This window comes from Janthinobacterium sp. FW305-128 (genome assembly GCF_020858135.1).
Classification (GTDB): domain Bacteria; phylum Pseudomonadota; class Gammaproteobacteria; order Burkholderiales; family Burkholderiaceae_D; genus Janthinobacterium.
In genome coordinates this window covers 93,084-117,504 of sequence record NZ_JACYMK010000007.1, presented here as the reverse complement: position 1 = coordinate 117,504, position 24,421 = coordinate 93,084, and the positions used below count along the sequence as shown (strand labels likewise).

The window sequence follows — 24,421 nt, the reverse complement described above, 5'->3', positions numbered from 1 at the left end:
GTAGCGGCATGGCGGCATATCCGCGCCGCCCCCACCCACTGTTTGCGAGGCTAGCCATGAAAAACCCCTGGATGAGCATGTACCTGAGCGCCGCCAACCGCGTCGCCAACACGGCGCGCGGCCACGCCACGGCCGCCGTCAAGCGCGAAGCGGCGAAAAATACGCGGCAATTGACGCAAGTGTGGTTCGACTCTTTCCTGCCCGCCGCAGGCAAGCCGCGGCGCAGCCGCAAGGCCAAATAAGAGGCGTCACTGGTGCAGTGCATCACAGCAACTAGTTGAAGTTTCAATCAGATGAACTAAACTGCAAGCATGGTAGTACATAGGACGTGACCGGCAGGCGCCGCATCCCCGCGCCGCCGCCGGGACACCGGGAGACGACCATGTTGACGCTCAAAGTGCTGCTCTGCCTTGCCTTGTCGGCCCTGATGCTCGTGCCCCTCGTGCTGAGGGATGCGATGCAGACGTCGGCCGGACAGCAGTTGCAGGTGCCGAATGTCGATGCGCAAGCTCTGTGGGCCCGCTGGCCTCGGCAATAAGACGCGCGGCTGAGAAAACGTCGCTGGCTGCGTTGCTTTGACTTGCCGTACTAGCGTACTGTCTGCGTCAAAGACGCCTTGCCAGCGGCGTTTTTCAGCGGCGCTCGGTAACACGGCGCATCGTTAAGACCGCTTTATTGCGAGTGGGGAATTGTTCCCTTCGTCCATTTGTCTTTGTCTTGCTTTCCTCTTCCCCTCTTCACCATACTTTTGATCCAGATCATGGATTTCGCCCTTCGCTGCGTCCACACTGGAACAGTCCGCTTCGCGCCGCGACGGACTTAACCGGGGGCATCGGCATGGGTAAATCGCATTGGAAGGATGAGATGGCGCTGGGCGTTCCCGCCATCGACGAGGCGCACGAGGCGCTGTTTCAGGAGCTGGCGCGGCTGGGGCAGTTGAGCGACCAGCATTTCAGCGTGGCGTTCCGCGAGCTGATCGCGGCCGTCGAACGCGATTTCCGAGAGGAAGAGGATTTGATGGAACAAATCGGCTTTCCCTCGCTGGCCAACCACCGCGAACAGCATGCGCGCGTGCTCAGCGGCTTGCACCATGCCTGGGCCGCCGTCGATGAAGGCGACCTGGAACAGGGCCGCCATGCGCTGTCGCTGTTGCCGCAGTGGCTGATCTTCCACCAGGCCACCATGGACCTGGCCCTGGCGGCGGCGCTGGAACTAGTGCAGCGCCAGCCTAACTAGCAGTTAATTACAGCAACAGCACCGTCGCCTGCTCGGGCATGACCACGCGGTAGTGTCCCGGGTATTTGTCTTCGCCGTCGAAAATCTTGCAAAACACGGGCTGGTTGATGTCGTTGACGGCTGGCTCGTTCATGGGCAGCGTCGCGATCAGCTGTTCTCCATCCATCAATTGCAAGGCGCTGCCCCGCTCGGCCGCGCAAAAGGCCAGCGATTGCACGTCGCTGGCGAACGGCCGCTTGTACCACGGCGTGATGGCCCGCACGGCGCGCCGGGCGTCGCGCAAGACCTGCCCCACGCGCGTGACGTTCCACGCATCGCGCGCCACGGACGGCTGCAGCACGATATTGGCCGTCAGCTCGCCCCTGCCCTTGTTCACCAAAAACGTGCCGTCCTGCGCGGCGATATCATCGTTGAGCGGCACGACAAACACGCCGCCGGCCGACACCTTGATCGGCATGGGGGCGCCATTGCCTTGCAAGGCCACGCGCACATCGTCGATGGTGGCGCTCAGCTTGGCGGGAATCAGGCGCAGGGCCATGACCACGCTGCCGCTCGACACTTGCCACACTTTCCTGGCCGTCAGATAACTTTCACGGTATGCCGTGAATCGCACGTGCGGCGCCTTGGCATCGCTGGTGGCCGTGATCGTCACCGTTTGCGGTGGCAAGGCTTCCTCTGCTGGCGCCGTTGCCTTGGGTGCTGATGCCGCGGATGTGGCCGGCGCAAGCGGTGGCGCAACGGCATCGGCGGCGGGCGGCACGCTGGCGCTCTGCAGCGGCGCGGGAGCAGCCGGCGGCGGCGCGTGTTCCTGGGCCTGACCCAGCGAAACGACACACAACCATCCGGCACAAGCGATCCATGTACGCATGCATTTCTTTCATTAAGGAAAATATTTGTCAGCGCCTGCATTATCGCAGAAGGCAAGCCGATGCGCCGCCCCGGGTCTGCCTGCACTCCCGCCTGCACTCCTTTGGTGCACACGCTTGATTATTTGGCAAATATCACCTATATTGATAATGATTCCTATTTACAAAAGTGACAGGAATCGCGCGCCTTTCTTTTCCACTGCCCGTCCGCGCCGGGCCTTGCGGTGGAACTGCTATCCAAGCCAGACCACGGGCCAGCGTTACGCCATCCCCCAGCTACTGCGCAGCTCGCCAGACGAGATAGGAACACTCACGACTAAAAATATCCAGGAAAATAATGCAATCAACGACAGCCTTCTCATCTTCGCGCCAGCCCGCCTTGCGCGCCCTCCCCCGTGTATTACACATCAGCCTGCTCAGTCTTGCCGCCGGCGTGGCCCTGCCGGCACAGGCCGCCGACGCCGCCGCCGCGGCCGACGTGACCATGCCCGCCGTCACCGTGCTGGGCCAGTCGACCGCGACGACGGAAGGCACGCAGTCGTACACGGCCGGCGAAGCGCGCAGCGCCACGCGCATGGACCTGTCGCTGCGCGAGACGCCGCAATCGGTCAGCGTCATCACGCGCCAGCTGCTCGACGACCTGGGCGCCGTGCGGCTGGACCAGGCGCTGGCGCAGACGACGGGCATCCAGGTGGGCCAGAACGACACGGAGCGCACGACATTTTATGCGCGCGGCTTCGGCATCAACAATCTCCAGATCGACGGCATGGCGCGCGGCGGCAATGCGCCGCTGCAAGACACGATCCTGTATGACCGCATCGAGGTCGTGCGCGGCGCCACGGGCCTGATGGGCGGCAAGGGCGACCCGTCCGCCACCATCAACATGATACGCAAGCGGCCGGCGAAGGACTTCCAGGCCAGCGCCGGTCTCATCATGAGCCGCTGGGATGACCAGAGGATCGAGGCCGACCTGTCCACGCCCCTGAACGCGGAGGGCAGCGTGCGCGCACGTGCGGCCCTGGCCTGGCAAAAACGCGATTCCTACCTGGACATGTACCACGAGCGCAAGACGGTGGGCATGGCCATCCTTGAGGCGGACGTGCGTCCCGGCACCCTGCTGACGGCGGGCGTCGACTTCCAGGACAACAAGCCGACAGGCGCCACCTGGGGCGCCGTGCCGTACTGGAATGCGGATGGCAGCCTGGCCAGGTTGCCGCGCAACACCAGCCTCACGACGCCCTGGAGCACCTGGGCCAACAAGCAGCACACCATCTTCACGTCGCTGGACCAGCGCCTGCCCGGCAACTGGAACATGCACCTTGGCTATGCGCGCACGGAAAGCACGAACCGCACCACCGTCGCCTATGCGGGCGGCGGCAAGCCCGATCCGGCCACGGGCGAAGGCATGCTGCTGTGGACGGGCGCCTATGGCCCGGGCAAGACCACGGGCGACAATTTCGACGTCTACGCCAGCGGCCCGTTTACCTTGCTGGGGCGCAAGCACACGGCCATCGTCGGCTGGAACGGCGGCAACCAGCGCGCCCGCTCGCTGGGCGGCGAGGCGGAAATCAACTACCCGAACGTCGTCCCCGATTACCGCAGCTGGACGGGCAACATCCCCCGCCCCGTGTTCCACCCGGACGGCTCGCACACGGAAACCGTCACGCGCCTGGCGGGCGGCTATGTGGCCACACGTTTGAGCCTGGCCGACCCGCTGCATGTGATCATCGGCGCGCGCAGCAGTACTTACCGCACGGATACGCGCAACTACGATACACGAGGCGTGCACACGGACAACAGCGACTTCGTGGAAACGCGCAATGAAGTCACGCCGTATGTGGGCGCCGTGTTCGATATCAACAAGCAGTATTCGGCCTACGCCAGCTTCACGCAGCTGTTCAACCCGCAATCGAGCAAGGACCGCAACAACAAGTTCCTGGCGCCGGAAACGGGAGACAATGCGGAACTGGGTATCAAGGGCGAATTTTATGAAGGCAAACTGAACGCGTCGGCCGCCCTGTTCCATACGAAGAAAAAGAACATGGCGGAACTCGACCGCACGGTACCGCCCGGTTTCTTGCTGCCCGACGGCGGCCAGGCCATGGTGGCCAATGGCGCCGGCGTGACGGCCAAGGGCGTCGAGTTCGACGTCTCCGGCCAGTTATCGCCCGCCTGGGAAGCGAGCGGCGGCTATACCTATCTGCACGCGGCCGAGGCCGATGGCCGCCGCGCCGCCACCACGCAGCCGCGCCACCTGCTGCGCCTGGCCACCAGCTACCGCTTCGACGGCCGCCTGGCCGGTTTGAGGGCGGGCGCCAGCATGACGGCGCAAAGCGCCACCTACAGCGAATCATGGTACGGCCGCCCGCCATCGGGAACCATCACCAACATTCCGCAAGCGGGCTATGCGCTGCTCAACGCCATGGCCAGCTATGCGCTCAACCGCCACGCCAGCGTGCAGCTGAACGTGAATAACTTGCTCGATAAAAAGTACTACCGCAACGTGGGCTTCTTCGACGGCGTCTTCTGGGGTGAACCGCGCAACATCAGCCTGGCCGTGCGCACGACGTTTTAAGCGCGCCAGTGCGCGGGCGCCGGCAGGGTAAAGCCGTCGAGCAAGGGACCGCCCACGGGCGCCAGCACGGCGGCGGCGACTTGCCCGAACGCGCGCTGGCCGGCCGGCAAGTCGCCGGCGGCCAGGCGCAGCGCGCCATCGAGCTGCCCGGCGATGACGGCGTCGAAGGCCTGCAGGCGGCGGAACAGATGCTTGCCGCCGCCGCTCCACTGCCCCGCCGCGCGCAAGTGCAGGTCGGCCAGCGCTTCGTACAGCTGGCAAGCGACGGCCAGCGCCTCGCCCGGGTGCGTGCTGTCGACCAGATCTTCCAGCGCGGTGGTGATGGCGTAGCGGCGGCGCCGCAGGTTTTCCGCGTCGAGCGCGGGCGGCCCGGCCGTGTCGAAAGCGTGCGCCAGCGCGTGCAGCTGCGCGTAGGCGTCGCCGGCGGCGACGATGTTTTCCCCTTCGACGACCATCATCGCCAGCGGCACCGTGCCGCCCGGCGCATCCATTTCCTTGCAAAAATACGTGAACGTGGCCACGTCGTGCGCAAACAGTTCCACCGTGCGCCCCTCGGCCACGAGGGTGTCGCGCCAGGCGCAATCGACGTGGTCGAACAGCAGCAGCAAGTCGATATCGGAAGTAGGCGTTTGCCGGCCTGTGGCGAAGGAGCCGCCGATGATGGCCGCCACGGCCGTGGGATAGCGCTCGTGCACCAGCCGCTGGGCAATCGCGCGAATGGTCTCATAGGTGGGGATCGTCGTCAAAGCCGGTGCTCCATGTCGATAAAACACTATCCTACACGCAATACGCAGGCTGCCGCCAGCCTGCTACACTGGCGCCATCTGATCAAGGAACCAACATGGAATACGACTGCATCGTGGTGCCCTCGCCCGTGGGCGAGCTGACCCTGGTGGCGCGCGGGGAAGCCCTGGCCGCCATCCTGTGGGAAAACGACAAGCCGAACCGTGTGCGCCTGGGCGACATGCGCGTCGATGACGGTTGCGCCGTGCTGCAGGAAACGGCGCGCCAGCTGGATGAATATTTTGCCGGCACGCGCCAGCATTTTGAGGTGCCGCTCGATTTTGCCGGCACGCCATTTCAGCAGGAAGTCTGGCGTGCGCTGCTGACGATACCGTATGGCCAGACGCGCAGCTATGGCGAGATCGCGCGCCAGATCGGCCGCCCCGCCGCCGTGCGCGCCGTGGGCGCCGCCAACGGCAAGAATCCCATTTCCATCATCGCCCCCTGCCACCGCGTCATCGGTGCCACGGGCGAGCTGACGGGCTTTGCGGGCGGTCTGCATGCCAAGGAAACCCTGTTGGCGCTGGAAGGCATTTCCCTGTCCAGCGACCGCGAAGCGCTGAAAACGGGCCACGCCCGCCGCCGCGCCGTGCACATCGATACGGCGCAAGGCTGTTTATTTTAGGCGGCGCCATCGCTCCCCATGTGGGATACTCACGCCCTCCGTTCAAGCCAAAACATCCTATGCCTTACCTTGTCATCGCGTTCTTTGTCGTACTGTACTTACTCGCCACCTTCTTTTTCCACATCCCCGCCCTGGTTGCCCTCGTGTATGGCGTGCTGAGCCTGGGATGCTTCGTTGCCTATGCGATCGACAAGTCGGCCGCCAAGGAGGGCCGCTGGCGCACCCCGGAGCGCACCTTGCTGCTGCTGGGACTGCTGTGCGGCTGGCCGGGCGCCGTGCTGGCCCAGCAATGGCTGCGCCACAAGTCCAGCAAGCGCTCGTTCCGCATCGTGTTCTGGATCACGATCGCCCTCAATATCGGCGCTTTCGTGTATTTCAGCATGCATTACGCGGCGCCCGATATCGGCACGGACGTCGCCCCCATCGAGTTATAAGGTCACTCGCCCAGCAGGCGCAGCGATTCCAGCCAGTCCGCCTTCCACTCGCGCAGCAACGGTTGCGTGGCAAACGCCTTCTTCAGGTGCGCCATCGGCACGCGGTGCACGTCATGCAAGCCGAACGCCAGGGTGACCGGATGCCACAAATGGCTGTTCTTGCCGCCGCGCGAATTCTTGCGCACGCGCGCGCCATCGTCGCCAAAGATGCCCACGCCGCTGGCCAGTCCCTGGTCCAGGTCGACCTTGCCCACGCCGGCAAAGACGGTCAAAATCTGTTCGCGGCCCAGGCCTTTCAAGGCGCTGGGCAAGACCACGGGCGCCTTGTCCGCTGCCGTGTCGGCCGGCTGCGGATGCTGCAACTCCTTGAGCAAACGCAACAGGTCGCGCTCCTGGAAGTGCAAGCCATCGAGCGGCACGCGCAAGCCCTGCCCCTTGAGTTCAATGGGGAGATTGCCCGAGTCGCGCGTAAAACGCAGCCAGACATCACCGGCGCCCGCAGCCAGGTGCTGCTTGTCCTCGATGAACACGACAGGCGCCGCATAGCGCGTCACGCCGTCATGGAACAGCTCGGCCCAGGCTGCGCTGTAGTCGAGCCAGATAAACGGCAAGCCGCCCTGCTCGAGCAGGCGCGCCAGGGTCCACGGGGTGCCCGTCTGTTGCGCCAGCCAGGCACAGGCTTCGGTTGCGGTGGCGCGGTACGGCAGGGATGGGGAAGTCATGGCAATTCCGTCGGTCAAAGTGGAGCGCAGTGTAGCAGACGCCGCCCTGCTCTATTGCGGCAAGCGCGGCGGGCGCGCTTTTTTCGCGCGATGTGCTAGGCTGGATGCATCAGTCCGCGCCAAGACCACCCCGGTCCCTGGCGCACCACCGCGAGGGGAATATCATGCATTCCAGCACCAACGCCGCCACCACGCCCGCCCCGCCACCGGAGCGCGATTCGCCCACGCCGGCGGGCGAAAGCCACGCCGAGGAAGCGCTCGATGAAGCGCTGAAGGAAAGTTTTCCGGCCAGCGATCCGATCGCCATTGCCACCCCAAAACCGGTCAGCAAGTCGCCGGCCTGAGTCCCGCCTTTCCTGGCCGGCCAGGCGCGGCCCCGGGTGCACAAGGCCGGTCACCAAGGTCACGCCAGCAATTTGAACACGCGCATGTCCTGCATCATGCTGTCCGCCTGCTCCTGCATGCTGGCCGCTGCCGCCGCCGACTGCTCGACCAGGGCGGCATTCTGCTGGGTCACCGCATCCATCTGACTGATGGCCTGATTCACCTGTTTGATGCCATCGTTTTGTTCCTGGCTGGCGACGGCGATTTCCCCCATGATGCCCGCGACTTGCTGGACAGAGGAGACGATTTGCTTCATCGTGCCGCCCGCTTCATCGGCCAGATTGCTGCCAAGCTCGACTTTTTCGACCGACTCGGCAATCAGCTGCTTGATCTCTTTGGCGGCCGTGGCGGAACGTTGCGCCAGGGCGCGCACCTCCGATGCGACGACAGCAAAACCGCGCCCCAACTCACCGGCGCGCGCCGCTTCGACAGCCGCGTTCAGGGCCAGAATATTCGTTTGAAACGCGATGCCGTCGATCACGGAAATAATCTCGACGATACGGTTCGAGCTGTCCTTGATGGATACCATGGTCGCGACGACACGTTCGACCACCTGCCCGCCCTGCACCGCTACCGCTGAAGCCGACAAGACCAGTTGATTGGCTTGCTGAGCGCTTTCGGCATTCTGCTGCACATTGCTGGTTAACTGCTGCATCGCCGACGATGTTTGCTCCAGTGCACCGGCCTGAGCCTCGGTTCTGGCCGAGAGGTCCAAATTGCCAGCAGCAATTTCCTGCGAGGCAGTCGAGATGGTTTCAGTACCGCCACGCACACGGCCCACCGTATGACGCAGGCTCTCCGTCATGCTTTTCAGAGCACGCATCAATTCGCCCGGCTCGTCGCGATAGTCGGTCGCGATATGGCTGCGCAGGTCACCGGAAGCGACAATGCGGGCAACGTGCACGGCGTCCTGCAGTGGCTTGGTAATACTCTTGCTAATGAGCACAGCCACCCCAATCGCCGTGCCCAGCGAGACCAGCAGTATCGCCAACAGCAAGCTGCCCGCCACCGTGATGCGCGCGCTCGAATCCGCCTCTATCGCCGACGCGCGTTGGCTGGTCATCTCGACCAGTTGCTTGATGGCCTGCAGATGCTGGGCGTAGCTGATCGTCATTTTTTTCATCGCAACGGTGGCGCCGGCCTTGTCCTGTGCCTCTATTGCGGGGATGAACTGTTGCAGTGCAACCGTGTAGAAGGCCAGCGCCGGCGCATGCGCCTTGTTCAGCAGCAGCCCGGCGATATCGGCATCCAGTGTCGCGCCCTTCCAGAATGCATGGCGCTCATCGTAATCACGTTTGAGCGTGTTAAATCGTGCGATTAACTGCGCCTGTTCGGCACGATCCTCGGTCGCCAGCAGCTGAAAACTGACCAGATAGGATTCCAGTATGTACTCCGGCGGTGGCAACACGTCCGCAATCAGATCCTTGCTTTGCACTATTTTCTGATAAACAGGGCCGTTCACTTTCCATTCTTGCAGAGTCTTGAACGACCACAGGCCATAGAGGATGAAACCGACCGAAAAGATCACAATCAGTACAGCCAGACGGTGCGTTAGCTTGAGTCCCCTTATCATGCTCATAATATTTTCCTTGAATTAACTATGCTTGCCACTGGTTCAGCTACCGAGATGACATTGCTCTCGCATGAGTGAGAGGCGATCATTCGAAGTCAAATTCATTGCCAAATAATCACTCTATATTTATAAGAAGCAACTTATTTTACAGCTAAATTTTGGCGATTTAAAGCAAATTTAATAAAAATAAATGAAAACAACAAAAACAAAACAAAAATCACAAATTTATTATCAAATGATGTGAAGTGTGCAAGGGCAAGTGTTAGCGAATTTCCGCCTGTGCAGACCGGCCCGATCCGCGGACGTACGTCGCGTCAATGACAATGCAGGGAGCGGGCAATGAAAAAGCCGTGCGTTCGGCAAGGCTCAGTGAAGTTCTGCCGGTACGGCGGCGAATACCGTGTTGGCCGTACAACAAATCTTTCCTCTTTCACGGCATGGCGGGATTTGCTTGACTGAAATCCGCGAAAACCATAAAAATGCCCCGCCGGGCGGCAATGGCAAAACCATTGCACCGGGCGGGGCAGATCAAATTCAGGCGCGACTAGTTCGGCGTGTCGCGGTACTGCTCGGGCGTCGTGTCGCCATCGGCGACTTCATACCACATCGCATTGAGCACGGCGAACGTCGCCGCCAGCGGAAGACCCAGTATCCAGGCGAAGTACCACATGATTATTTCCTTTCTTCAATTCCAGCTTGATCGTTTTTACTATCAAACTAACGACACCTAACAAAACCGTAGCGAGCGGCAGCGATTTGTGGTCGAGAAGCGCAACCGTACTCCAGTACGGTGAGCATCGCCGGCCGCAAAGGGCGACGCGCAGTAGGTTTAGTTAGGTATTCTCAATAAGCGTGACCGGTGTCGTCTTCGATGGCTTTGCCGTCAACCTTACCCCACAGCACTTTATACACCCACGTCGTGTACGCCACGATGAGGGGAATGAAGACGGCCGTGACGACCAGCATGATGAACAGGGTCATGTGGCTGGACGAAGAATCCCACACCGTCAGGCTGGCGCGCGGGTCGATCGACGATGGCAGGATGAACGGGAACATGGCCGCGCCCACGCTGAGGATGATGCCGGCGATGCTGGCCGCGCTGGCCAGCAAGGCGGGCACTTCGCGGCGCGCGCGCAGCAAAGCGAACGCCAGCAAGGGACCCAGCAAGCCGGCCGCAGGGGCGATCCAGGTCCACGGGTGGGCGGCAAAGTTGAGGAACCAGGCGCCCACGTGCACTTGCGCCGTTTTCAGCATCGGGTTCGACGGGCCATCGACGACGACGGCGCTAGTGACGCGGTAGCCATCGACCCACAGCCACAGGGCCGCGCCGGCTGCCGCATACAGCACGACCGTGGCGATTGCCGCCACGCTGCCGTAGCGGCGCGAACGTTCCGCCACGGCACCGTCCGTTTTCACTTGCAGCCAGGTGGCGCCATGCATCACCAGCATGGCGACCGAGACGAGGCCGCACAGCAAGGCGAACGGGTTGAGCAGCGCAAAGAAGCTGCCGTCATAGAAGATGTGCATGTCCGGCGAAAAACGGAACGGCACGCCCTGCAGCACGTTGCCGATGGCCACGCCGCAGATCAGGGCCGGCACGAAGCCGCCCACGAACAGGGCCGCGTCCCAGCGGGCGCGCCAGCGCGGGTCTTCGCGCTTGCTGCGGAACTTGAAGGCGACGGGACGCACGATCAGCGCCACGAGGATGACGAACATGGCCAGGTAAAAGCCCGAGAACGAGACGGCGTACAACTGCGGCCAGGCGGCAAAGATGGCGCCGCCGCCGAGGATCAGCCACACCTGGTTGCCTTCCCACACGGGTCCGATGCTGTTGATGATGACACGGCGCTCGAGGTCCGTCTTGCCGGCGAACGGCAGCAGGATACCCGTGCCCAGGTCGAAGCCGTCCGTGATGGCAAAGCCCACCAGCAATATGCCGATCAGCAGCCACCAGATCAGGCGCAGGGTTTCATACGAAATCATTTCATGCAAAATCATGGTCTGGCCCTCCTCAGGCGTGTTGAGTATGAATGGCTGCGGCCGCTGGCACGGGAGCCCGCGGCGTCTCTTCCGGCCCCTTGCGGATGGCCTTGAGCATGAGCTTCATTTCGATAATCAACAGCACGGTGTAGATGGCGGCAAAGCCGGCGATGGTAATCAGGAGCGTCGACGCTCCCAGGTTGGAGACGGCCACGGCCGTCGGCAGCACGCCTTCGATGACCCACGGCTGGCGGCCCACTTCGGCCACGATCCAGCCCGCCTCGATGGCCACCCACGGCAGCGGGATGGCGAACACGGCCACTTTCAGCAGCCAGCGGTGCTTGTCCAGGGTGCGGCGCGTCGACAGAATGAAGAAGGTGCCGGTCAACAAGATAAAGAACATGCCCAGGCCCACCATCACGCGGAAGGACCAGAACAAGGGCCCCACGGGCGGCACGGTGTCGAGCGCGGCCTGGCGGATCTGCTCGGGCGTGGCCTGGCGCGGATCGTCGACATAGCGTTTTAATAACAAGGCATAGCCCATGGACTGGCCTTTCGACTCGAACATGTCTTTCGCCTCTTGCGGCACAGGCGCACCTGGCGCCACGCTGCGGATGGTTTGCAGCGCGTCGTACGCCTTGATGCCATCCTGGATCAGCAGCTCGCCGCGGTCGACCAATTGCTCGATGCCGGGGATTTCCGTCGTCAGCGAACGCGTGCCGATCAAGCCCATCACCATCGGGATGTGCACGGCGTAATGCGTCTCGCGCGCTTTCGCGTCGGGAAAGCCGATGGCCGTGAAGGCGGCGGGCGCCGGCTCCGTGGTCCACATGGCTTCGATCGCGGCCAGCTTCATTTTTTGATGTTCGGACGACAGGTAGCCGCTTTCATCGCCGAGCACCACGACCGACAAGGTGGCGGCCAGGCCGAACGAGGCGGCCACCGTCATCGAGCGCTTGGCCAGCTGCACGTGGCGGCCCTTCAGCAGATACCAGGCGGAAATACCCAGCACGAAGATGGCCGCCGCCGTATAGCCGGCCGACACCGTGTGCACGAATTTCGCCTGTGCCACGGGGTTCGTCAGCACGGCGCCGAAATCCGTCACTTCCATGCGCATGGTCTGCGGATTGAAGGCCGCGCCGACGGGATTTTGCATCCAGCCGTTGGCGATCAAAATCCACAGGGCCGAGAAGTTCGAGCCGATGGCCACCAGCCAGGTGGTGACCAGGTGGCCCCGCTTCGACAGCTTGTCCCAGCCGAAGAAGAACAGGCCGACGAAGGTCGCTTCCAGGAAGAAAGCCATCAAGCCCTCGATGGCCAGCGGCGCGCCAAAAATGTCGCCCACATAATGGCTGTAATAGCTCCAGTTCATGCCGAACTGGAATTCCATGACGACGCCCGTCGCCACGCCCATGGCGAAGTTGATGCCGAACAAGACACCCCAGAACTTGGTCATGTCGCGCCAGATGGGGCGGTTCGTCATCACATAGACCGTCTCCATGATGGCGAGGATCACTGACAGCCCTATCGTCAGCGGAACGAATATAAAGTGGTACAGAGCTGTCAGCGCGAACTGCAGTCTGGATAAAGCGACAATATCGAAGTCCATATGATTTCCTTGGTATTTCCCTACTGTGTGTAAACTTGGTATCTATCTGATGCGATTCGATTGGTCCGCCGCCCTCACGCTGGCATACGGACCGCCTGTGTCTCCAGTCTTCCCTTCACTCCTTAATCTGCGCGCAGGCCCGCCAGCGCCGCCTCGAAGGCTGGCGTGCCACGGCGCGCGTCGCCGACGATACGGCCATCGCGCAGGCTGACCAGCCGGTCCGCCAGCGCTGCTTCGCGCCGCAAGTGGGTGGCGATCAGCAAGCTGCGCCCTTCGCAGCGCGCGCCCAGGCGCTGCAGGACATCAATCGCCGTCTGCGCATTGAGCGCTTCCGTCGCCTCGTCCAGCAGCCACAAGGTCGATGCGTGCAGGAACAGCCGCGCCAGCGCCAAGCGGCGCGCCTGGCCGCCGGACAAGCCCAGGCCGCCCTCGCCCAGCATGGTATCGAGGCCGTCCGCGAAGGCCCGCACCTCGTCGTCCAGGCCGGCCGCCTGCAGCGCCGCCCACAGCTGCGCATCGCTGGCGGACGGGTCGGCCAGGCGCAGGTTGTCGCGCAAGCTGTCCTGGAACAGTTCCGTCTTCTGGGTAAATAAACAGGCGCGGCCCGCGTGCACCGTGCCCGACAGCGGCGCCAGCTCGCGCGCGGCGATGGCCAGCAAGGTCGACTTGCCCGCGCCGCTGGGGCCGATCAAGGCCACGCGTTCGCCCTCGCCGATGTGCAGCGATACGTCGTGCAAGATGGCGACATCACTGCCCGCATGTGCGCCGCTGACATGTTCCAGGCGCAAGCCCGGTGCGCCGTCAGCCGGCGGCACTGCGATCTCCTGAGCATCGAGGCGCGGCGCCAGGCGGCGCATGGCCAGCAGCATGCGCCCCGCTTCCAGCGCGCCGCGGCGCAGTCCCGCAAACGGTTCCACGGCCGTCAGGGCGATCAGCAGGGCCAGGGCCGCCAGCGATACACTCAACGTTTGCTGTTCCACCAGCGCGGCCACGGCCAGCAGCACCCCTGCCAGGGTCGCGCTGCCGGCCACGCCATACGCGGCGCCGGCCGCCGTCTCCAGGCGCAGCAGGGCAACATCGGCTTGCGCCAGCGAGCGGTCGATCTGTCCCAGCGCGGCGCACTGGGCGTCGATGCGGCCCGCCATCACCAGGTCCGTCTGGCCCGCCACCAGGTCGATGGTGGCGGAACGCAGTTTTTCGATGGCGCGTGTACGCACGATGGCGGGACGGTGGGCGCCGCGCGCCAGAAGCCAGCTGATGCCGCCGCCGGCGGCCAGCAGCCACGCGGCCAGGCCCAGGCCCAGCTGCCACTGCATCACGCCCAACGCCACGCCGGCCAGCATGGCCACGCACAGTGCCGTGAAGGCGGGCACCAGCAGGCGCAGATACAGCGATTCGAGCGCGTCGATATCGGCCGTCAGGCGGAACAGCAGCCTGGCGGGCTGGCGCAGCAAGCGGCTGGCCGCTTCCGGGCGCGACCAGCCGCGAAACAGCTGCACGCGGATACTGGCCAGCGCGGCGAACGTGGCGTCGTGCGTGACGAGGCGCTCCGCATAGCGCGAGCCCGTGCGGCCGATGGCCAGCAGGCGGATGCCGGCCGACGGGCCGAACACGTCGAAGACGATGGCCGTCGAGGCATGCAAGCCGGCAATCGAGGTGGCCGTGATGAACCAGCCGGACAAGCCCAGCAAGGCCATGCCGGCCACGGCCGTCAGGGCCGCCAGCACGGCGCCCCCGATCAGCTTGCGGGGCTGGGCCAGCAGCAATTGCCGCAGCACGGGGTGCGATATCAGTGATGTTTTCATGCGCGCGCCTCTGCCTTCTGCGTCTGCGCATGCGCCTGGGCATCAACTTGCACCGTGCGCTGCAGCCGGCCAGCCAGCACGGGGTCGTGCGTGGCGACAAGCAAGGTCTTGCCTTTTGCCAGGGCCAGCAAGGCGTCCGTGACGCGCGCCGCCGTTTCGCTGTCCAGGTGGGCCGTCGGCTCATCGACCAGCAGCAAGTCCGCATGCGGATGCAGGGCCACGCGGGCCAGGGCCAGGCGCACGGCTTCGCCGCCGGACAAGCCCTGGCCGCCATCGCTGAGCATGACGGCCGGCTGCGCCTGCGCCACGCTGGCCAGGTCGGCCAGGTGCAGCGCCTGCGTCACGTGCGCGGCGTTCGCACCTGCCCGGCCCAGTGTCACGTTCTGGCTGACGGACGCGGCAAACACGTGCGGACGCTGGCCCATCCAGGCCATGCGCTGGCGCACGGTATTGACGGTACCGTCATTCAGGCGCACGCCGCCGATGCGGATGTCGCCGCCGCCGGCGGGCAGCAAGCCGGCCAGCAAGGACAGCAAGGTGGTCTTGCCCGCGCCGCTGGCGCCCAGCAGGGCCACGTGTTCGCCGGCGCGCACGCTCAAGTCCAAGCCGTCGAACACGGGCGCTTCGCCGGGATGGGCAAAGCGCAGTTGATGGATGTCAATGGCGGGCGGCGGCGCCACCGCCATGGCGGCGGCGGAGACGGCAGCCACTTCCGCACCAAAGCCAGGCAAAGGCACGCCCTCGGCGGCCAGGTCGTGCAATCCGGCCAGGCCCGCCTCGCCGGCCGCCTTGTCGTGCCAGACGGCGGCCAGCTCGCGCAGCGGCTCGAAGAACGCGGGCGCCAGCAGCAGGATGAACAAGCCCTGCCCCAACGTCAGTTCGCGGCCCCAGGTGCCGAAATCGAGGCTGCCCAGCAGCGAGAAGCCGATGAACGCTGCCACCATGGCCACGCCCAGCGCGGAAAACAGTTCCAGCACGGCGGACGACAAAAAGGCGATGCGCAGCACCACCATCGTGCGCCGGCGCACGGATTGCGACGAGGCGTCCAGCCGCGCGGCCGTGGCATCGACGGCATCGAGCGCGCGCAAGGTGGCCAGGCCGCGCAGGCGGTCCAGCAGAAAGGCGTTCATGCTGCCCATTTCCACCATCTGCGCGCGGCTGGCCGCCTGCGCACCCATGCCCACGAGGGCCATGAAGACGGGAATCAGAGGCGCGGCGATGAGCAGGATCAGCGCGGCGATCCACGACAGCGGCGTCACCACGGCGAGGATCACGAGCGGCACGAGCATGACTTTCCAGCACGCCGGCTTGTAGCGCACCAGATACGGCACGATGGCTTCGGCCTGCTCGGCAATGACGCTGGCCGCCTGGCCCGACTGCGCGCGCCGGCGGTCCAGCGGCGAACGGCGCGCCAGCGCCTGCGCCACTTGCCCGCGCAACGTGGACAGGTGCGCGCGCGCCGCCGCATACATGCGCCGCGCGCCCCACGCTTCGCAGCCGGCGCGCAGCACGCCCAGCAGCAGCACGCCGGCGGACGGCAACAGGGCCGCGCGCCACGGCGCGCCATCGAGCATGGCTTGCACGGCCCAGGCCAGCAAGGCCGCTTGCGGCAGCCACAGCAAGGCGGCGCCGCCTTGCGCCAGGCTGGCGGCACGGGGAAGAATAAAGCGGGGCAAGGACAGTGGCGAGGTCGTCATCTTATACTTTTTGAGTTTTCAGAATTTTCTGTAAATTCGATTTTTTGTATAATACTGCGAAACATGACATATATCAATTGACCCTGGCGGTTTGGCGTGAAAAAATTCAGATAATTATGAAAACTCAAAATATCCAAATGACGCCGCTGATCCTGACCTTCGTCAGCCATTTCGGCGAGATGGGCAGCCGCTGGGGCTTTAACCGCACGGTGGGGCAAGTGTACGCCTTGTTGTTTGTCGCGGAGCATCCTTTGCACGCGGATGAAATCGCGGAGCACCTGAGTTTTTCGCGCTCGAACGTGAGCATCGGCCTGAAGGAATTGCAGGGCTGGGGCTTGATCCGCCAGTCGCGCATCCCCGGCGACCGGCGCGAGTATTTTTCCTCGCTGGGCGACGTGTGGCAAATCTTCCGCGTGGTGGCCGCCGAACGCCGCCGCCGCGAGGTGGCCCCGACCCTGACGGTGCTGCGCGAAGCGCTGCTGGCCCCGGCCACGGAACCCGTGGATCAATATGCGCAGGAGCGCATGCGCGAAATGTATGAACTGGTCGACCTGGCCAACACCTGGTTCGACGACTTGCAGCGCCTGTCGCCCGAATCGATGGCGCAACTGATGAAAATGGGCGCCAAGGTACAAAAGCTGCTCAACGCCAAGGATCGCCTGTTTGGCGTCAGCAACAACAGCGACTGAAGCACCCGCCTCCCCTTTTTCCAAGCCCGAACGCCGCTAGCACAAGCTGGCGCGCCTTGTCACGCTATTTCCTCACGTCATGTTGGCCATCGCTAGCACATCCATACATAGCCGTATGCGATGTTGTCAAGCAAACCAATAGAATTATTAAAATTGTATTAATTTACATCAAGAGTAAGCTTGCATTTGCGTACTCAGTACGCGCAGGAAATAGCAGCTAAAAACGGGCAATGGGATGACTTCCCCGGCAGGCAGGGGCGTATCCCTACACGATGTAGCAACTGTCTCAAGCACAAGGGGATTTTCATGAAAAGCATAAAAAGCATTGCCGTCAAGGCATCCATGCTGGCCGCAATGACCGTACTGGCAAGTGCAGCGCAAGCGGCCACCTGGGTTGATGTGGGGCCGGCCAGCGGTTTCGTCATTGCCGGCAGCACCGTCACCTACTCGCCATCACCGGCATTGGAGGTGAAATATTATGACGATAATCTGGTGCCGCAGAGCCCCTCGGACATCCAGGGCTACATCAATGGCGTGTTCGGCAGCAGCCTGGGCGCCGCCGTTTCGTATTGCGACAGCGCCACTTCGGGCTGCACTGCCGGCACCACGGCAGGCCTGAGCGGCGGGGTCAATTCCTATACGAGCGCGGCCGCCTATGACTATCTGGCCATCCACTTCGGCCAAGGCGAACTGGTGTTCCACTGGGCCGCGCCAGTGGCTGCCGGCACCACGTTCACGGTGGCGGGCCTGCCCAAGGACCTGAGCAACTACAGGGCCTTCATTTCCGCCGTGCCGGAACCTGAAACCTATGCCATGCTGCTCGCCGGCCTGGGCCTGCTGGGCTTCCTGGCACGCCGCCGCCAGGGAAAGTAAGCATCACCAGCGGCAGCGGCGCAACATCGCCCGCTGCCGCCTCCATGCCAGCCGCATCTTTACACCGCGCTTGCGGCGCCAGGCACGCTTTTTACACCATTTTTAGATCCCCCTCGCTATGCTCGACGGCATCCACTGCTGATCGACGAGGGAGATCTCATGCACGAACAACCGTTTCAGCCACGCGCGCGCAGCGTGATCCGCCAGCACTTGCCCGCGCGGGAACGGCTGCGCCTGGCCTGGCTGGCCAGCAAGAAAATGGGGTCGCTACTATCCGCGCTGCTGTGCGCGGCGCCGCTGTTATATTTGCTGAGCGTGGTACTGTTTGCGCAGCCGTGACACGGCAGGCAGGCAAAAGATGAAGAGTGATGGCAATGCGACAGGCTGTCGCGTGCATGACCAGCATGAACTGGTCCGCCCAGAGGGAATCGAACCCCCATTCACGGTTTAGAAGACCGTTGTCCTATCCGTTGAACGATGGGCGGAAAGGTGCAGCATTTTAGTCTATGCGCGCCAGCAATGCCAAGGCGTCGCACAATAGAAAACGGGCTGTCATTTCTGACAGCCCGCTTATGACTTTGGTCGGAGTACAAGGATTCGAACCTTGGACCCCCTGGTCCCAAACCAGGTGCGCTACCGGGCTGCGCCACACTCCGAAGACAAGATAATAACGCCCCTGCCCAATTTCGTCAATTGCCCCAGGCGAATTAGATGGAAATAACTATCGCGCCTGCTTGAAGAGGCTTGCTGAAAACGTTCAGGGCAAGGCAGTGCAACGCCGCCTTGGGCGTTTTCAGCTGCCGACCTTGTCGGCGATGCGGCGCGCCATGCTCTCGGCCTTCTCCTTGTCCTTCGCCTCCACCATCACGCGGATCAGCGGTTCGGTGCCCGAAGCGCGGATCAGCACGCGGCCCGTGTCGCCCAGTTCGGCCTCGACCAGCTCTTTCTCGGCCACCATGGCGGCATTCTTCTGCCAGTCGAAACCGGGCGCCACGCGCAGATTGATCAGGGTTTGCGGGAACAGCACCAGTTCGGCCAGGCATTGCTGCAGGCTTTGGCCGCTGCGCTTGAGCGCGGACAATACTTGCAGCGCAGAGACGATGCCGTCGCCCGTCGTGTGGCGGTCCAGACACAGCAAATGGCCCGAGCCCTCGCCGCCCAGTATCCAGCCCTTTTCCTTCATGACTTCCAGCACGTAGCGGTCGCCCACCTTGGCGCGCGCAAAGCCGATGCCCTGCTGCTTGAACAGCACTTCCAGCGCCATATTCGTCATCAACGTGCCGACGGCGCCGGCCACGGGACCCGTCGCCAGACGGTCCTTGACCATGACGTACAACAATTCGTCGCCGTTGTACAAGCGGCCCGTGGCGTCGCACATGATCAGGCGGTCGGCGTCGCCGTCAAGGGCGATGCCCAGGTCCGCGCCGTGCTCGACGACGGCTTCGGCCATGGCCTTGGTTGCCGTGGCGCCAAAGCCCGCATTGATGTTGAAGCCATCGGGCTTGTTGCCGATGGCGATGACTTCCGCGCCCAGTTCATGGAAGACGTGCGGCGCGATATGGTAGGCGGCGCCATGCGCGCAATCGACGACGATCTTCAGGCCGCGCAAGTCCAGCTCGTTCGGGAAGGTGCTCTTGCAAAATTCGATGTAGCGGCCCTGGGCATCGTCGAGGCGCTTGGCGCGGCCCAGCTTGTCCGACGCCACGCAAGCCATGGGCTCGTCGAGCGCCGCTTCGATTTCCAGTTCCACGCTGTCGGGCAGCTTGGTGCCCTGGCCGGAAAAGAACTTGATGCCATTGTCGTGATACGGATTGTGCGAGGCGGAAATGACCACACCAGCCGACAGGCGCAGCGCCCGCGTCAGGTAAGCGATCGCCGGCGTCGGCATGGGGCCGGCCAGCATCACGTCCACGCCGGCGGCCGACAGGCCCGCTTCCAGCGCCGCTTCCAGCATGTAGCCGGAAATGCGCGTGTCCTTGCCGATCAGTACCGTCGGGCGCGCCTTGCCGCCCTGCGACTTGGCCAGCACCTTGCCGGCCGCATAGCCGAGGCGCATGACGAAGTCGGGGGTGATCGGAGCGGTGCCCACCAGGCCGCGAATGCCATCGGTGCCAAAATATTTACGCGTCATAAATTTCTCTTTTTGTTGTTTATAATGAATCTTACAGCTTCAATGCGCCATGCGCCAGACCTTCAGGGCATCGACGGTTTCTGCTACATCATGCACACGAATAATTTCCGCGCCTTGCGCTACCGCCGCAAGCGCACCGGCAACACTGCCGGCCAGGCGCTGCTCGACGGGACGTCCCGTCACGGCGCCGATCATCGACTTGCGCGACAGGCCCGCCAGCACAGGCAGGTCCAGCTCGCTGCGCAGCTGGCGCGTGGCGCGCAATAAAGCGTAGTTCTGCTCCACCGTTTTGCCAAAGCCGAAGCCGGGATCGACGCACAGGCGTTCGCGGGCGATGCCGGCGGCCGTCATGGTGTCGATGCGTTCGCGCAGGAAGTCGATGACTTCGCGCACCACGTCGTCGTACTGCGGCTGGGCTTGCATGGTTTCTGGCACGTTTTGCATGTGCATGATGCACAGCGCGCAATCGCTGTCCCGCACGGCCTCGATGGCGCCCGGCGCGCGAAAACCGTTGATGTCGTTGATCATGTCGGCGCCTGCCAGGATGGCTTCGCGCATGACTTCCGGCTTGTACGTGTCGACGGACAAGGGCTTGCCGCAGTCGCGCAAGGCGTACAGCACCGGCATGACGCGCTGCAACTCATCGTGCAGCGGCAGCGGCGGCGCGCCGGGGCGGCTCGATTCGCCGCCGATATCGATGATGTCGGCGCCATCAAGCATCATCTGCTCGGCGCGCGACAGGGCAAATTCCAGGTGCTGGTATTGGCCCGCATCGGAAAACGAGTCGGGCGTGATGTTCAGGATGCCCATCACCAGCGCCTGCGCGCCGGACAGGTTGAAGCCGAAACGGCCGAATTGCAAATAGTGTCGCATGTGAATCTTTGTAGTCGTCAGGAAAAAACTGCTGCGGCAACGAAAAAGGGCAAGGATTGCTCCTTACCCTCGTTCTTGCCATCCCCTTGCGTGCCGCCCGTCAGGGCGTCACTAATCAGGCTGGTGCCGTCACGTTTGGCGAGATGCCGCCCGTGCCGCTGTCGCCCGCATTGCGGCGTGGCGGAATGACTTTCGGTGGACGCGGCTCCAGGCCGGCCATGATGTCATTGATTTGCTCTGCATCAATGGTTTCCCATTCCAGCAACGCTTTCGTCATCATTTCGACCTTGTCGCGGTTACCTTCCAGCAAGGTGCGCGCCAAAGCATATTGCTTGTCGAGAATGTTGCGGATTTCAGCATCGACCTTTTGCTGGGTCGCTTCCGAGATCGTCTTGGTGGCGCCACCGAAGAAACCTTCGTTTTCGCTGTCTTCGTAGACCATCACGCCCATGCTGTCGGACATGCCGAAGCGGGTCACCATGGAACGGGCCAGCTTGGTGGCACGCGAGAAGTCGTTCGACGCGCCCGTGGACATCTGTCCGACGAAGATCTCTTCGGCGATACGGCCGCCGAACAGGATGGAAATTTCTTCCAGCATCTTGTCCTTGTAGGCCGACAAGTTGTCGTGTTCCGGCAACTGCCAGGTCAGGCCCAGGGCCCAGCCGCGCGGCATGATCGTCACTTTATGCACGGGATCGGCTTTCGGCAGCAACTTGGCGACGACGGCGTGACCGGACTCATGGTAAGCCGTATTGCGACGCTCTTCCTCGCGGATGATCATCGATTTACGCTCGGGACCCATGTAGATCTTGTCTTTCGCATCTTCGAAGTCAGCCATTTCCACCAGGCGCTTGCTGCGGCGGGCAGCGAACAAGGCTGCCTCGTTGACCAGATTGGCCAGGTCGGCACCGGAGAAACCAGGCGTACCGCGGGCCAGGATATCGGCTTTCACGTCGGTACCGATAGGTACCTTGCGCATGTGCACGTTCAAGATCTGTTCGCGGCCGCGGATATCGGGCAAGCCGACGGAAACCTGGCGGTCGAAGCGGCCCGGACGCAGCAAGGCTTTGTCAAGCACGTCGGCGCGGTTGGTGGCGGCCACGACGATGACGCCGGAGTTCGCTTCAAAACCGTCCATCTCGACCAGCAACTGGTTCAGGGTCTGTTCGCGCTCGTCATTGCCGCCGCCCATGCCGGCACCGCGGTGACGGCCGACAGCGTCGATCTCATCGATGAAGATGATGCACGGCGAATGCTTTTTCGCGTTTTCGAACATGTCGCGCACGCGGCTGGCACCCACGCCGACGAACATTTCCACGAAGTCGGAACCGGAAATCGAGAAGAACGGCACCTTGGCTTCGCCGGCGATGGCGCGCGCCAGCAGGGTTTTACCCGTGCCCGGAGGACCGACCATCAGCACGCCGCGGGGAATGCGGCCGCCCAGTTTCTGGAATTTGCTCGGATCCTTGAGGAAATCGACCACTTCGTTGACTTCTTCTTTCGCTTCGTCGCAACCGGCGACATCGGCGAAGGTGACGGTGTTGCTGGCTTCATCCATCATGCGTGCCTTCGACTTGCCGAACGAGAATGCCCCGCCCTTGCCGCCGCCTTGCATCTGACGCATGAAGAAGACCCAGACGCCGATCAACAGCAGCATGGGGAACCAGGAAACAAAAATAGTTTGCAGGAAAGACGCTTCCTCAGGCGGACGCACATCGAAATGCACGCCATTGTCGCGCAAGTCGCCGATCAGGCCCTTGTCGAGGCTGGTGGCAGTGGTACGCACCTTGGTGTCGTCCATCAGCTTGGCGGTGATCGACGAACCTTCGATCACGACATCCTTGACGCGCTTGGCTTTGACTTCATCCAGCAAATCGGAATAAGCGATGGCCTTGCTGCCGCCTGTGGCGCCATGACTGTCGAATTGCTTGAACAGCATGAACAACAGCAGCAATACGACTACCCAGATGGCAGATTTGGAAAACATGTTATTCACGAAGACTCCTTGGATGCAGTGCGCATCTCTTTACCTATAGCTAGAAACACGATTTTACTCGCAATAAGCGGGCCGTGCCAAAGCCCGCCGATCCGTGCGCGCGAAAAAACCGCGTTCACGCAAAAAAATGCAGTATAAACAATTTAGGCTTTTATGCCATCAGACGCTACTGCACTTCTCGTTCCCATGTGCGGATTCCCGCTTAAATATCAAGGGCGGGATCATCTTCTTCTACGGCATTTTTCAGCGGATTCTTGATTCCACGGCCCATCAGGAAGATTTCCGACGATTTATCGCGGCTGGCCTTCGGCTTTTTCTGTACCACGACCTTGAATTCAGCGCGGAATTTCTCCACGATCTGGCTGAAACCCATGTCTTTAAAGCATTTCACCAGCAATACGCCAGACGGCTTCAGGTGCAATTGCGAAAATTCGATAGCCAGGTCGATCAGATGTTCCATGCGCGCGGCATCCGCCGTGGCAATGCCCGACAGGTTGGGCGCCATGTCCGACAGCACCAGATCGACCTTGCGGCCTTGCAACACCACTTCCAGCTGGCGCAATACGCGCGCTTCTCGGAAGTCGCCCTGGATGAAGTGGAAATCGGCGATCGGCTCCATTTCCAGCATGTCCAGGCCAATCAGGGTACCATTGACCCCGCCGCCATCCTTGCCGGCCAGCTTGCGCCGCGTGTACTGGGCCCAGCTGCCGGGAGTACAACCAAGGTCGACAATCACCTGGCCAGGTTTGATCAGTTTCTCGTCTTCATCGATTTCTTTGAGCTTGTATGCTGCCCGGGCGCGGTAGCCCTCTTTTTGCGCCAACTTCACATAAGGATCATTTATGTGGTCGTGCAACCAGTTTTTGTTTAATTTCTTCTTTGCCATTCGCGTAGAATACTGCTTTTAAGGGAATTACTAAATATTATTATGCTAAAACTTACACCCGTAGAGCGCAGCGCACTGCGCGCCGAAGCACACGCGCTGAAGCCTATCGTCATCATTGGCGAAGCGGGCTTGACACCTGCTGTCCTCAAAGAGATCGACCTTGGCCTGGATTCGCACGGCCTGATTAAAGTCCGCGTGTTCGGCGACGACCGCGAAGCCCGCGTCGGAATGTACGATACGATTTGCGGCAATCTCGGCGCCGCCCCGGTACAACATATTGGCAAACTGCTGGTAATCTACCGTCCGAAAAAAGAAGTGGTTAAGGAGAAGGTCAGCGCCGGCAAAGGCATGCGCGAAGTGACCATCGTCAAGGCCAGCGCCAGCGGCACCAAGCGCCCCAGCGTGACGAAAGTCATGATCAAGGGCAATGAGCGCGTTACCGAAGGCGGTTCCATCAAGCGTGCCAAGCCACGTCAGAAAAGCGCCAAGAAAAGCGCACTGGGCAGCAAGTAAGCCTGTTCACCCGGCCACCGCAAGGCGGCCGGGCTTGAAACAAGAAGCGGAGCACGGGATATTCCCTGCTCCGCTTTTTTATTGCAATTGCGCTTGTCGGATTACACGGCGCCAAGGCGCCGCTAATCCGACCTACGATATCGACCATCAGTCATGTAGGTCGGATTAGCG

Annotated in this window: 24 protein-coding genes and 2 tRNA genes; 11 read left to right on the top strand and 15 right to left on the bottom strand. The window is 62.6% G+C overall.

Annotated features, from left to right (window positions below; all coding sequences use genetic code 11):
- The first annotated feature begins 56 nt into the window (after nt 1–56).
- The 3 genes from IGS60_RS16015 (at nt 57) to IGS60_RS16005 (ending at nt 1,236) form a co-directional block, all read left to right on the top strand.
- Nucleotides 57–242: a hypothetical protein gene (locus IGS60_RS16015; RefSeq protein WP_099408630.1), complete on the top strand. Its 186-nt coding sequence runs from the start codon at nt 57–59 to the stop codon at nt 240–242.
- Nucleotides 243–382: 140 nt separating this feature from the next.
- Nucleotides 383–538 (top strand): hypothetical protein, encoded by a 156-nt coding sequence (locus IGS60_RS16010; protein WP_162995620.1) that lies wholly within the window; start codon nt 383–385, stop codon nt 536–538.
- Nucleotides 539–837: 299 nt separating this feature from the next.
- On the top strand, nt 838–1,236 hold the full coding sequence (locus tag IGS60_RS16005) for a bacteriohemerythrin (RefSeq protein WP_070222077.1): 399 nt from the start codon (nt 838–840) through the stop codon (nt 1,234–1,236).
- A gap of 7 nt (nt 1,237–1,243) precedes the next feature.
- On the opposite strand, the gene IGS60_RS16000 is transcribed toward IGS60_RS16005, so the two are convergent.
- On the bottom strand, nt 1,244–2,104 hold the full coding sequence (locus tag IGS60_RS16000; protein ID WP_230505453.1) for a hypothetical protein: 861 nt from the start codon (nt 2,102–2,104) through the stop codon (nt 1,244–1,246).
- 335 nt (nt 2,105–2,439) lie between these two features.
- Here IGS60_RS16000 and IGS60_RS15995 point away from each other — a divergent pair, with 335 nt between their 5' ends.
- Entirely contained in the window at nt 2,440–4,677 is a 2,238-nt protein-coding gene (locus tag IGS60_RS15995) for a TonB-dependent siderophore receptor (protein ID WP_230505451.1), read from the top strand.
- On the opposite strand, the gene IGS60_RS15990 is transcribed toward IGS60_RS15995, so the two are convergent.
- Nucleotides 4,674–5,423, bottom strand: coding sequence for a nucleotidyltransferase domain-containing protein (locus tag IGS60_RS15990; RefSeq protein ID WP_230505449.1), 750 nt, complete (start codon nt 5,421–5,423; stop codon nt 4,674–4,676). The two genes, IGS60_RS15995 and IGS60_RS15990, sit on opposite strands and share 4 nt — an antisense overlap.
- A gap of 95 nt (nt 5,424–5,518) precedes the next feature.
- On the opposite strand from IGS60_RS15990, the gene IGS60_RS15985 reads away from it, so the two are divergent.
- Both IGS60_RS15985 and IGS60_RS15980 read left to right on the top strand, forming a co-directional pair.
- A complete protein-coding gene (locus IGS60_RS15985) occupies nt 5,519–6,085 on the top strand; it encodes a methylated-DNA--[protein]-cysteine S-methyltransferase (RefSeq protein WP_230505447.1) in 567 nt (188 codons plus the stop codon).
- Nucleotides 6,086–6,144: 59 nt separating this feature from the next.
- On the top strand, nt 6,145–6,519 hold the full coding sequence (locus IGS60_RS15980) for a DUF1294 domain-containing protein (protein ID WP_230505445.1): 375 nt from the start codon (nt 6,145–6,147) through the stop codon (nt 6,517–6,519).
- 2 nt (nt 6,520–6,521) lie between these two features.
- Here the strand turns inward: IGS60_RS15980 and IGS60_RS15975 are convergent, their stop codons facing one another.
- Nucleotides 6,522–7,241: a hypothetical protein gene (locus IGS60_RS15975; RefSeq protein ID WP_230505442.1), complete on the bottom strand. Its 720-nt coding sequence runs from the start codon at nt 7,239–7,241 to the stop codon at nt 6,522–6,524.
- A gap of 164 nt (nt 7,242–7,405) precedes the next feature.
- Here IGS60_RS15975 and IGS60_RS15970 point away from each other — a divergent pair, with 164 nt between their 5' ends.
- Nucleotides 7,406–7,585 (top strand): hypothetical protein, encoded by a 180-nt coding sequence (locus IGS60_RS15970; RefSeq protein ID WP_070222083.1) that lies wholly within the window; start codon nt 7,406–7,408, stop codon nt 7,583–7,585.
- A 59-nt stretch (nt 7,586–7,644) separates the two neighbouring features.
- Here IGS60_RS15970 and IGS60_RS28475 read toward each other — a convergent pair whose 3' ends face one another.
- The 6 genes from IGS60_RS28475 to cydD all read right to left on the bottom strand — a co-directional run bounded on the left by IGS60_RS28475 (nt 7,645) and on the right by cydD (nt 16,289).
- On the bottom strand, nt 7,645–9,204 hold the full coding sequence (locus tag IGS60_RS28475; protein WP_275527856.1) for a methyl-accepting chemotaxis protein: 1,560 nt from the start codon (nt 9,202–9,204) through the stop codon (nt 7,645–7,647).
- Nucleotides 9,205–9,742: 538 nt separating this feature from the next.
- Nucleotides 9,743–9,868: a cytochrome bd-I oxidase subunit CydX gene (gene cydX, locus IGS60_RS15960; protein WP_070222085.1), complete on the bottom strand. Its 126-nt coding sequence runs from the start codon at nt 9,866–9,868 to the stop codon at nt 9,743–9,745.
- Nucleotides 9,869–10,041: 173 nt separating this feature from the next.
- Nucleotides 10,042–11,196, bottom strand: coding sequence for a cytochrome d ubiquinol oxidase subunit II (gene cydB / locus IGS60_RS15955; RefSeq protein ID WP_230505440.1), 1,155 nt, complete (start codon nt 11,194–11,196; stop codon nt 10,042–10,044).
- A 13-nt stretch (nt 11,197–11,209) separates the two neighbouring features.
- Entirely contained in the window at nt 11,210–12,787 is a 1,578-nt protein-coding gene (locus tag IGS60_RS15950) for a cytochrome ubiquinol oxidase subunit I (protein WP_230505438.1), read from the bottom strand.
- A gap of 122 nt (nt 12,788–12,909) precedes the next feature.
- Nucleotides 12,910–14,592, bottom strand: coding sequence for an amino acid ABC transporter ATP-binding/permease protein (locus IGS60_RS15945; RefSeq protein ID WP_230505435.1), 1,683 nt, complete (start codon nt 14,590–14,592; stop codon nt 12,910–12,912).
- A complete protein-coding gene (cydD, locus tag IGS60_RS15940) occupies nt 14,589–16,289 on the bottom strand; it encodes a thiol reductant ABC exporter subunit CydD (RefSeq protein WP_230505433.1) in 1,701 nt (566 codons plus the stop codon). Before cydD ends, IGS60_RS15945 begins: the two co-directional genes overlap by 4 nt.
- A gap of 137 nt (nt 16,290–16,426) precedes the next feature.
- Between cydD and IGS60_RS15935 the strand changes: the two genes are divergently transcribed.
- From IGS60_RS15935 to IGS60_RS15925, 3 genes are all read left to right on the top strand, one after another.
- Nucleotides 16,427–16,978, top strand: a complete 552-nt coding sequence (locus IGS60_RS15935; protein ID WP_175444744.1) for a GbsR/MarR family transcriptional regulator — start codon at nt 16,427–16,429, stop codon at nt 16,976–16,978.
- Nucleotides 16,979–17,284: 306 nt separating this feature from the next.
- The gene (locus tag IGS60_RS15930) at nt 17,285–17,851 is read left to right on the top strand and encodes a PEP-CTERM sorting domain-containing protein (RefSeq protein ID WP_230505431.1); all 567 of its coding nucleotides are present in this window, start codon (nt 17,285–17,287) and stop codon (nt 17,849–17,851) included.
- Nucleotides 17,852–18,010: 159 nt separating this feature from the next.
- Nucleotides 18,011–18,190: a hypothetical protein gene (locus IGS60_RS15925; RefSeq protein ID WP_230505429.1), complete on the top strand. Its 180-nt coding sequence runs from the start codon at nt 18,011–18,013 to the stop codon at nt 18,188–18,190.
- 71 nt (nt 18,191–18,261) lie between these two features.
- On the opposite strand, the gene IGS60_RS15920 is transcribed toward IGS60_RS15925, so the two are convergent.
- The 6 genes from IGS60_RS15920 to IGS60_RS15895 all read right to left on the bottom strand — a co-directional run bounded on the left by IGS60_RS15920 (nt 18,262) and on the right by IGS60_RS15895 (nt 23,737).
- A tRNA-Arg gene (locus IGS60_RS15920) sits at nt 18,262–18,336 on the bottom strand.
- A 94-nt stretch (nt 18,337–18,430) separates the two neighbouring features.
- Nucleotides 18,431–18,507, bottom strand: a tRNA-Pro gene (locus IGS60_RS15915).
- Nucleotides 18,508–18,644: 137 nt separating this feature from the next.
- Nucleotides 18,645–19,982, bottom strand: coding sequence for a phosphoglucosamine mutase (gene glmM / locus IGS60_RS15910; protein ID WP_230505427.1), 1,338 nt, complete (start codon nt 19,980–19,982; stop codon nt 18,645–18,647).
- A gap of 39 nt (nt 19,983–20,021) precedes the next feature.
- On the bottom strand, nt 20,022–20,855 hold the full coding sequence (gene folP / locus IGS60_RS15905; protein WP_230505425.1) for a dihydropteroate synthase: 834 nt from the start codon (nt 20,853–20,855) through the stop codon (nt 20,022–20,024).
- A 115-nt stretch (nt 20,856–20,970) separates the two neighbouring features.
- Nucleotides 20,971–22,851 (bottom strand): ATP-dependent zinc metalloprotease FtsH, encoded by a 1,881-nt coding sequence (gene ftsH / locus IGS60_RS15900; protein ID WP_035817778.1) that lies wholly within the window; start codon nt 22,849–22,851, stop codon nt 20,971–20,973.
- Between the two features lie 202 nt (nt 22,852–23,053).
- Nucleotides 23,054–23,737, bottom strand: coding sequence for an RlmE family RNA methyltransferase (locus tag IGS60_RS15895; protein ID WP_070219517.1), 684 nt, complete (start codon nt 23,735–23,737; stop codon nt 23,054–23,056).
- Nucleotides 23,738–23,779: 42 nt separating this feature from the next.
- On the opposite strand from IGS60_RS15895, the gene IGS60_RS15890 reads away from it, so the two are divergent.
- Nucleotides 23,780–24,250, top strand: coding sequence for a YhbY family RNA-binding protein (locus IGS60_RS15890; RefSeq protein WP_010397237.1), 471 nt, complete (start codon nt 23,780–23,782; stop codon nt 24,248–24,250).
- The last annotated feature ends 171 nt before the right edge of the window (nt 24,251–24,421 follow it).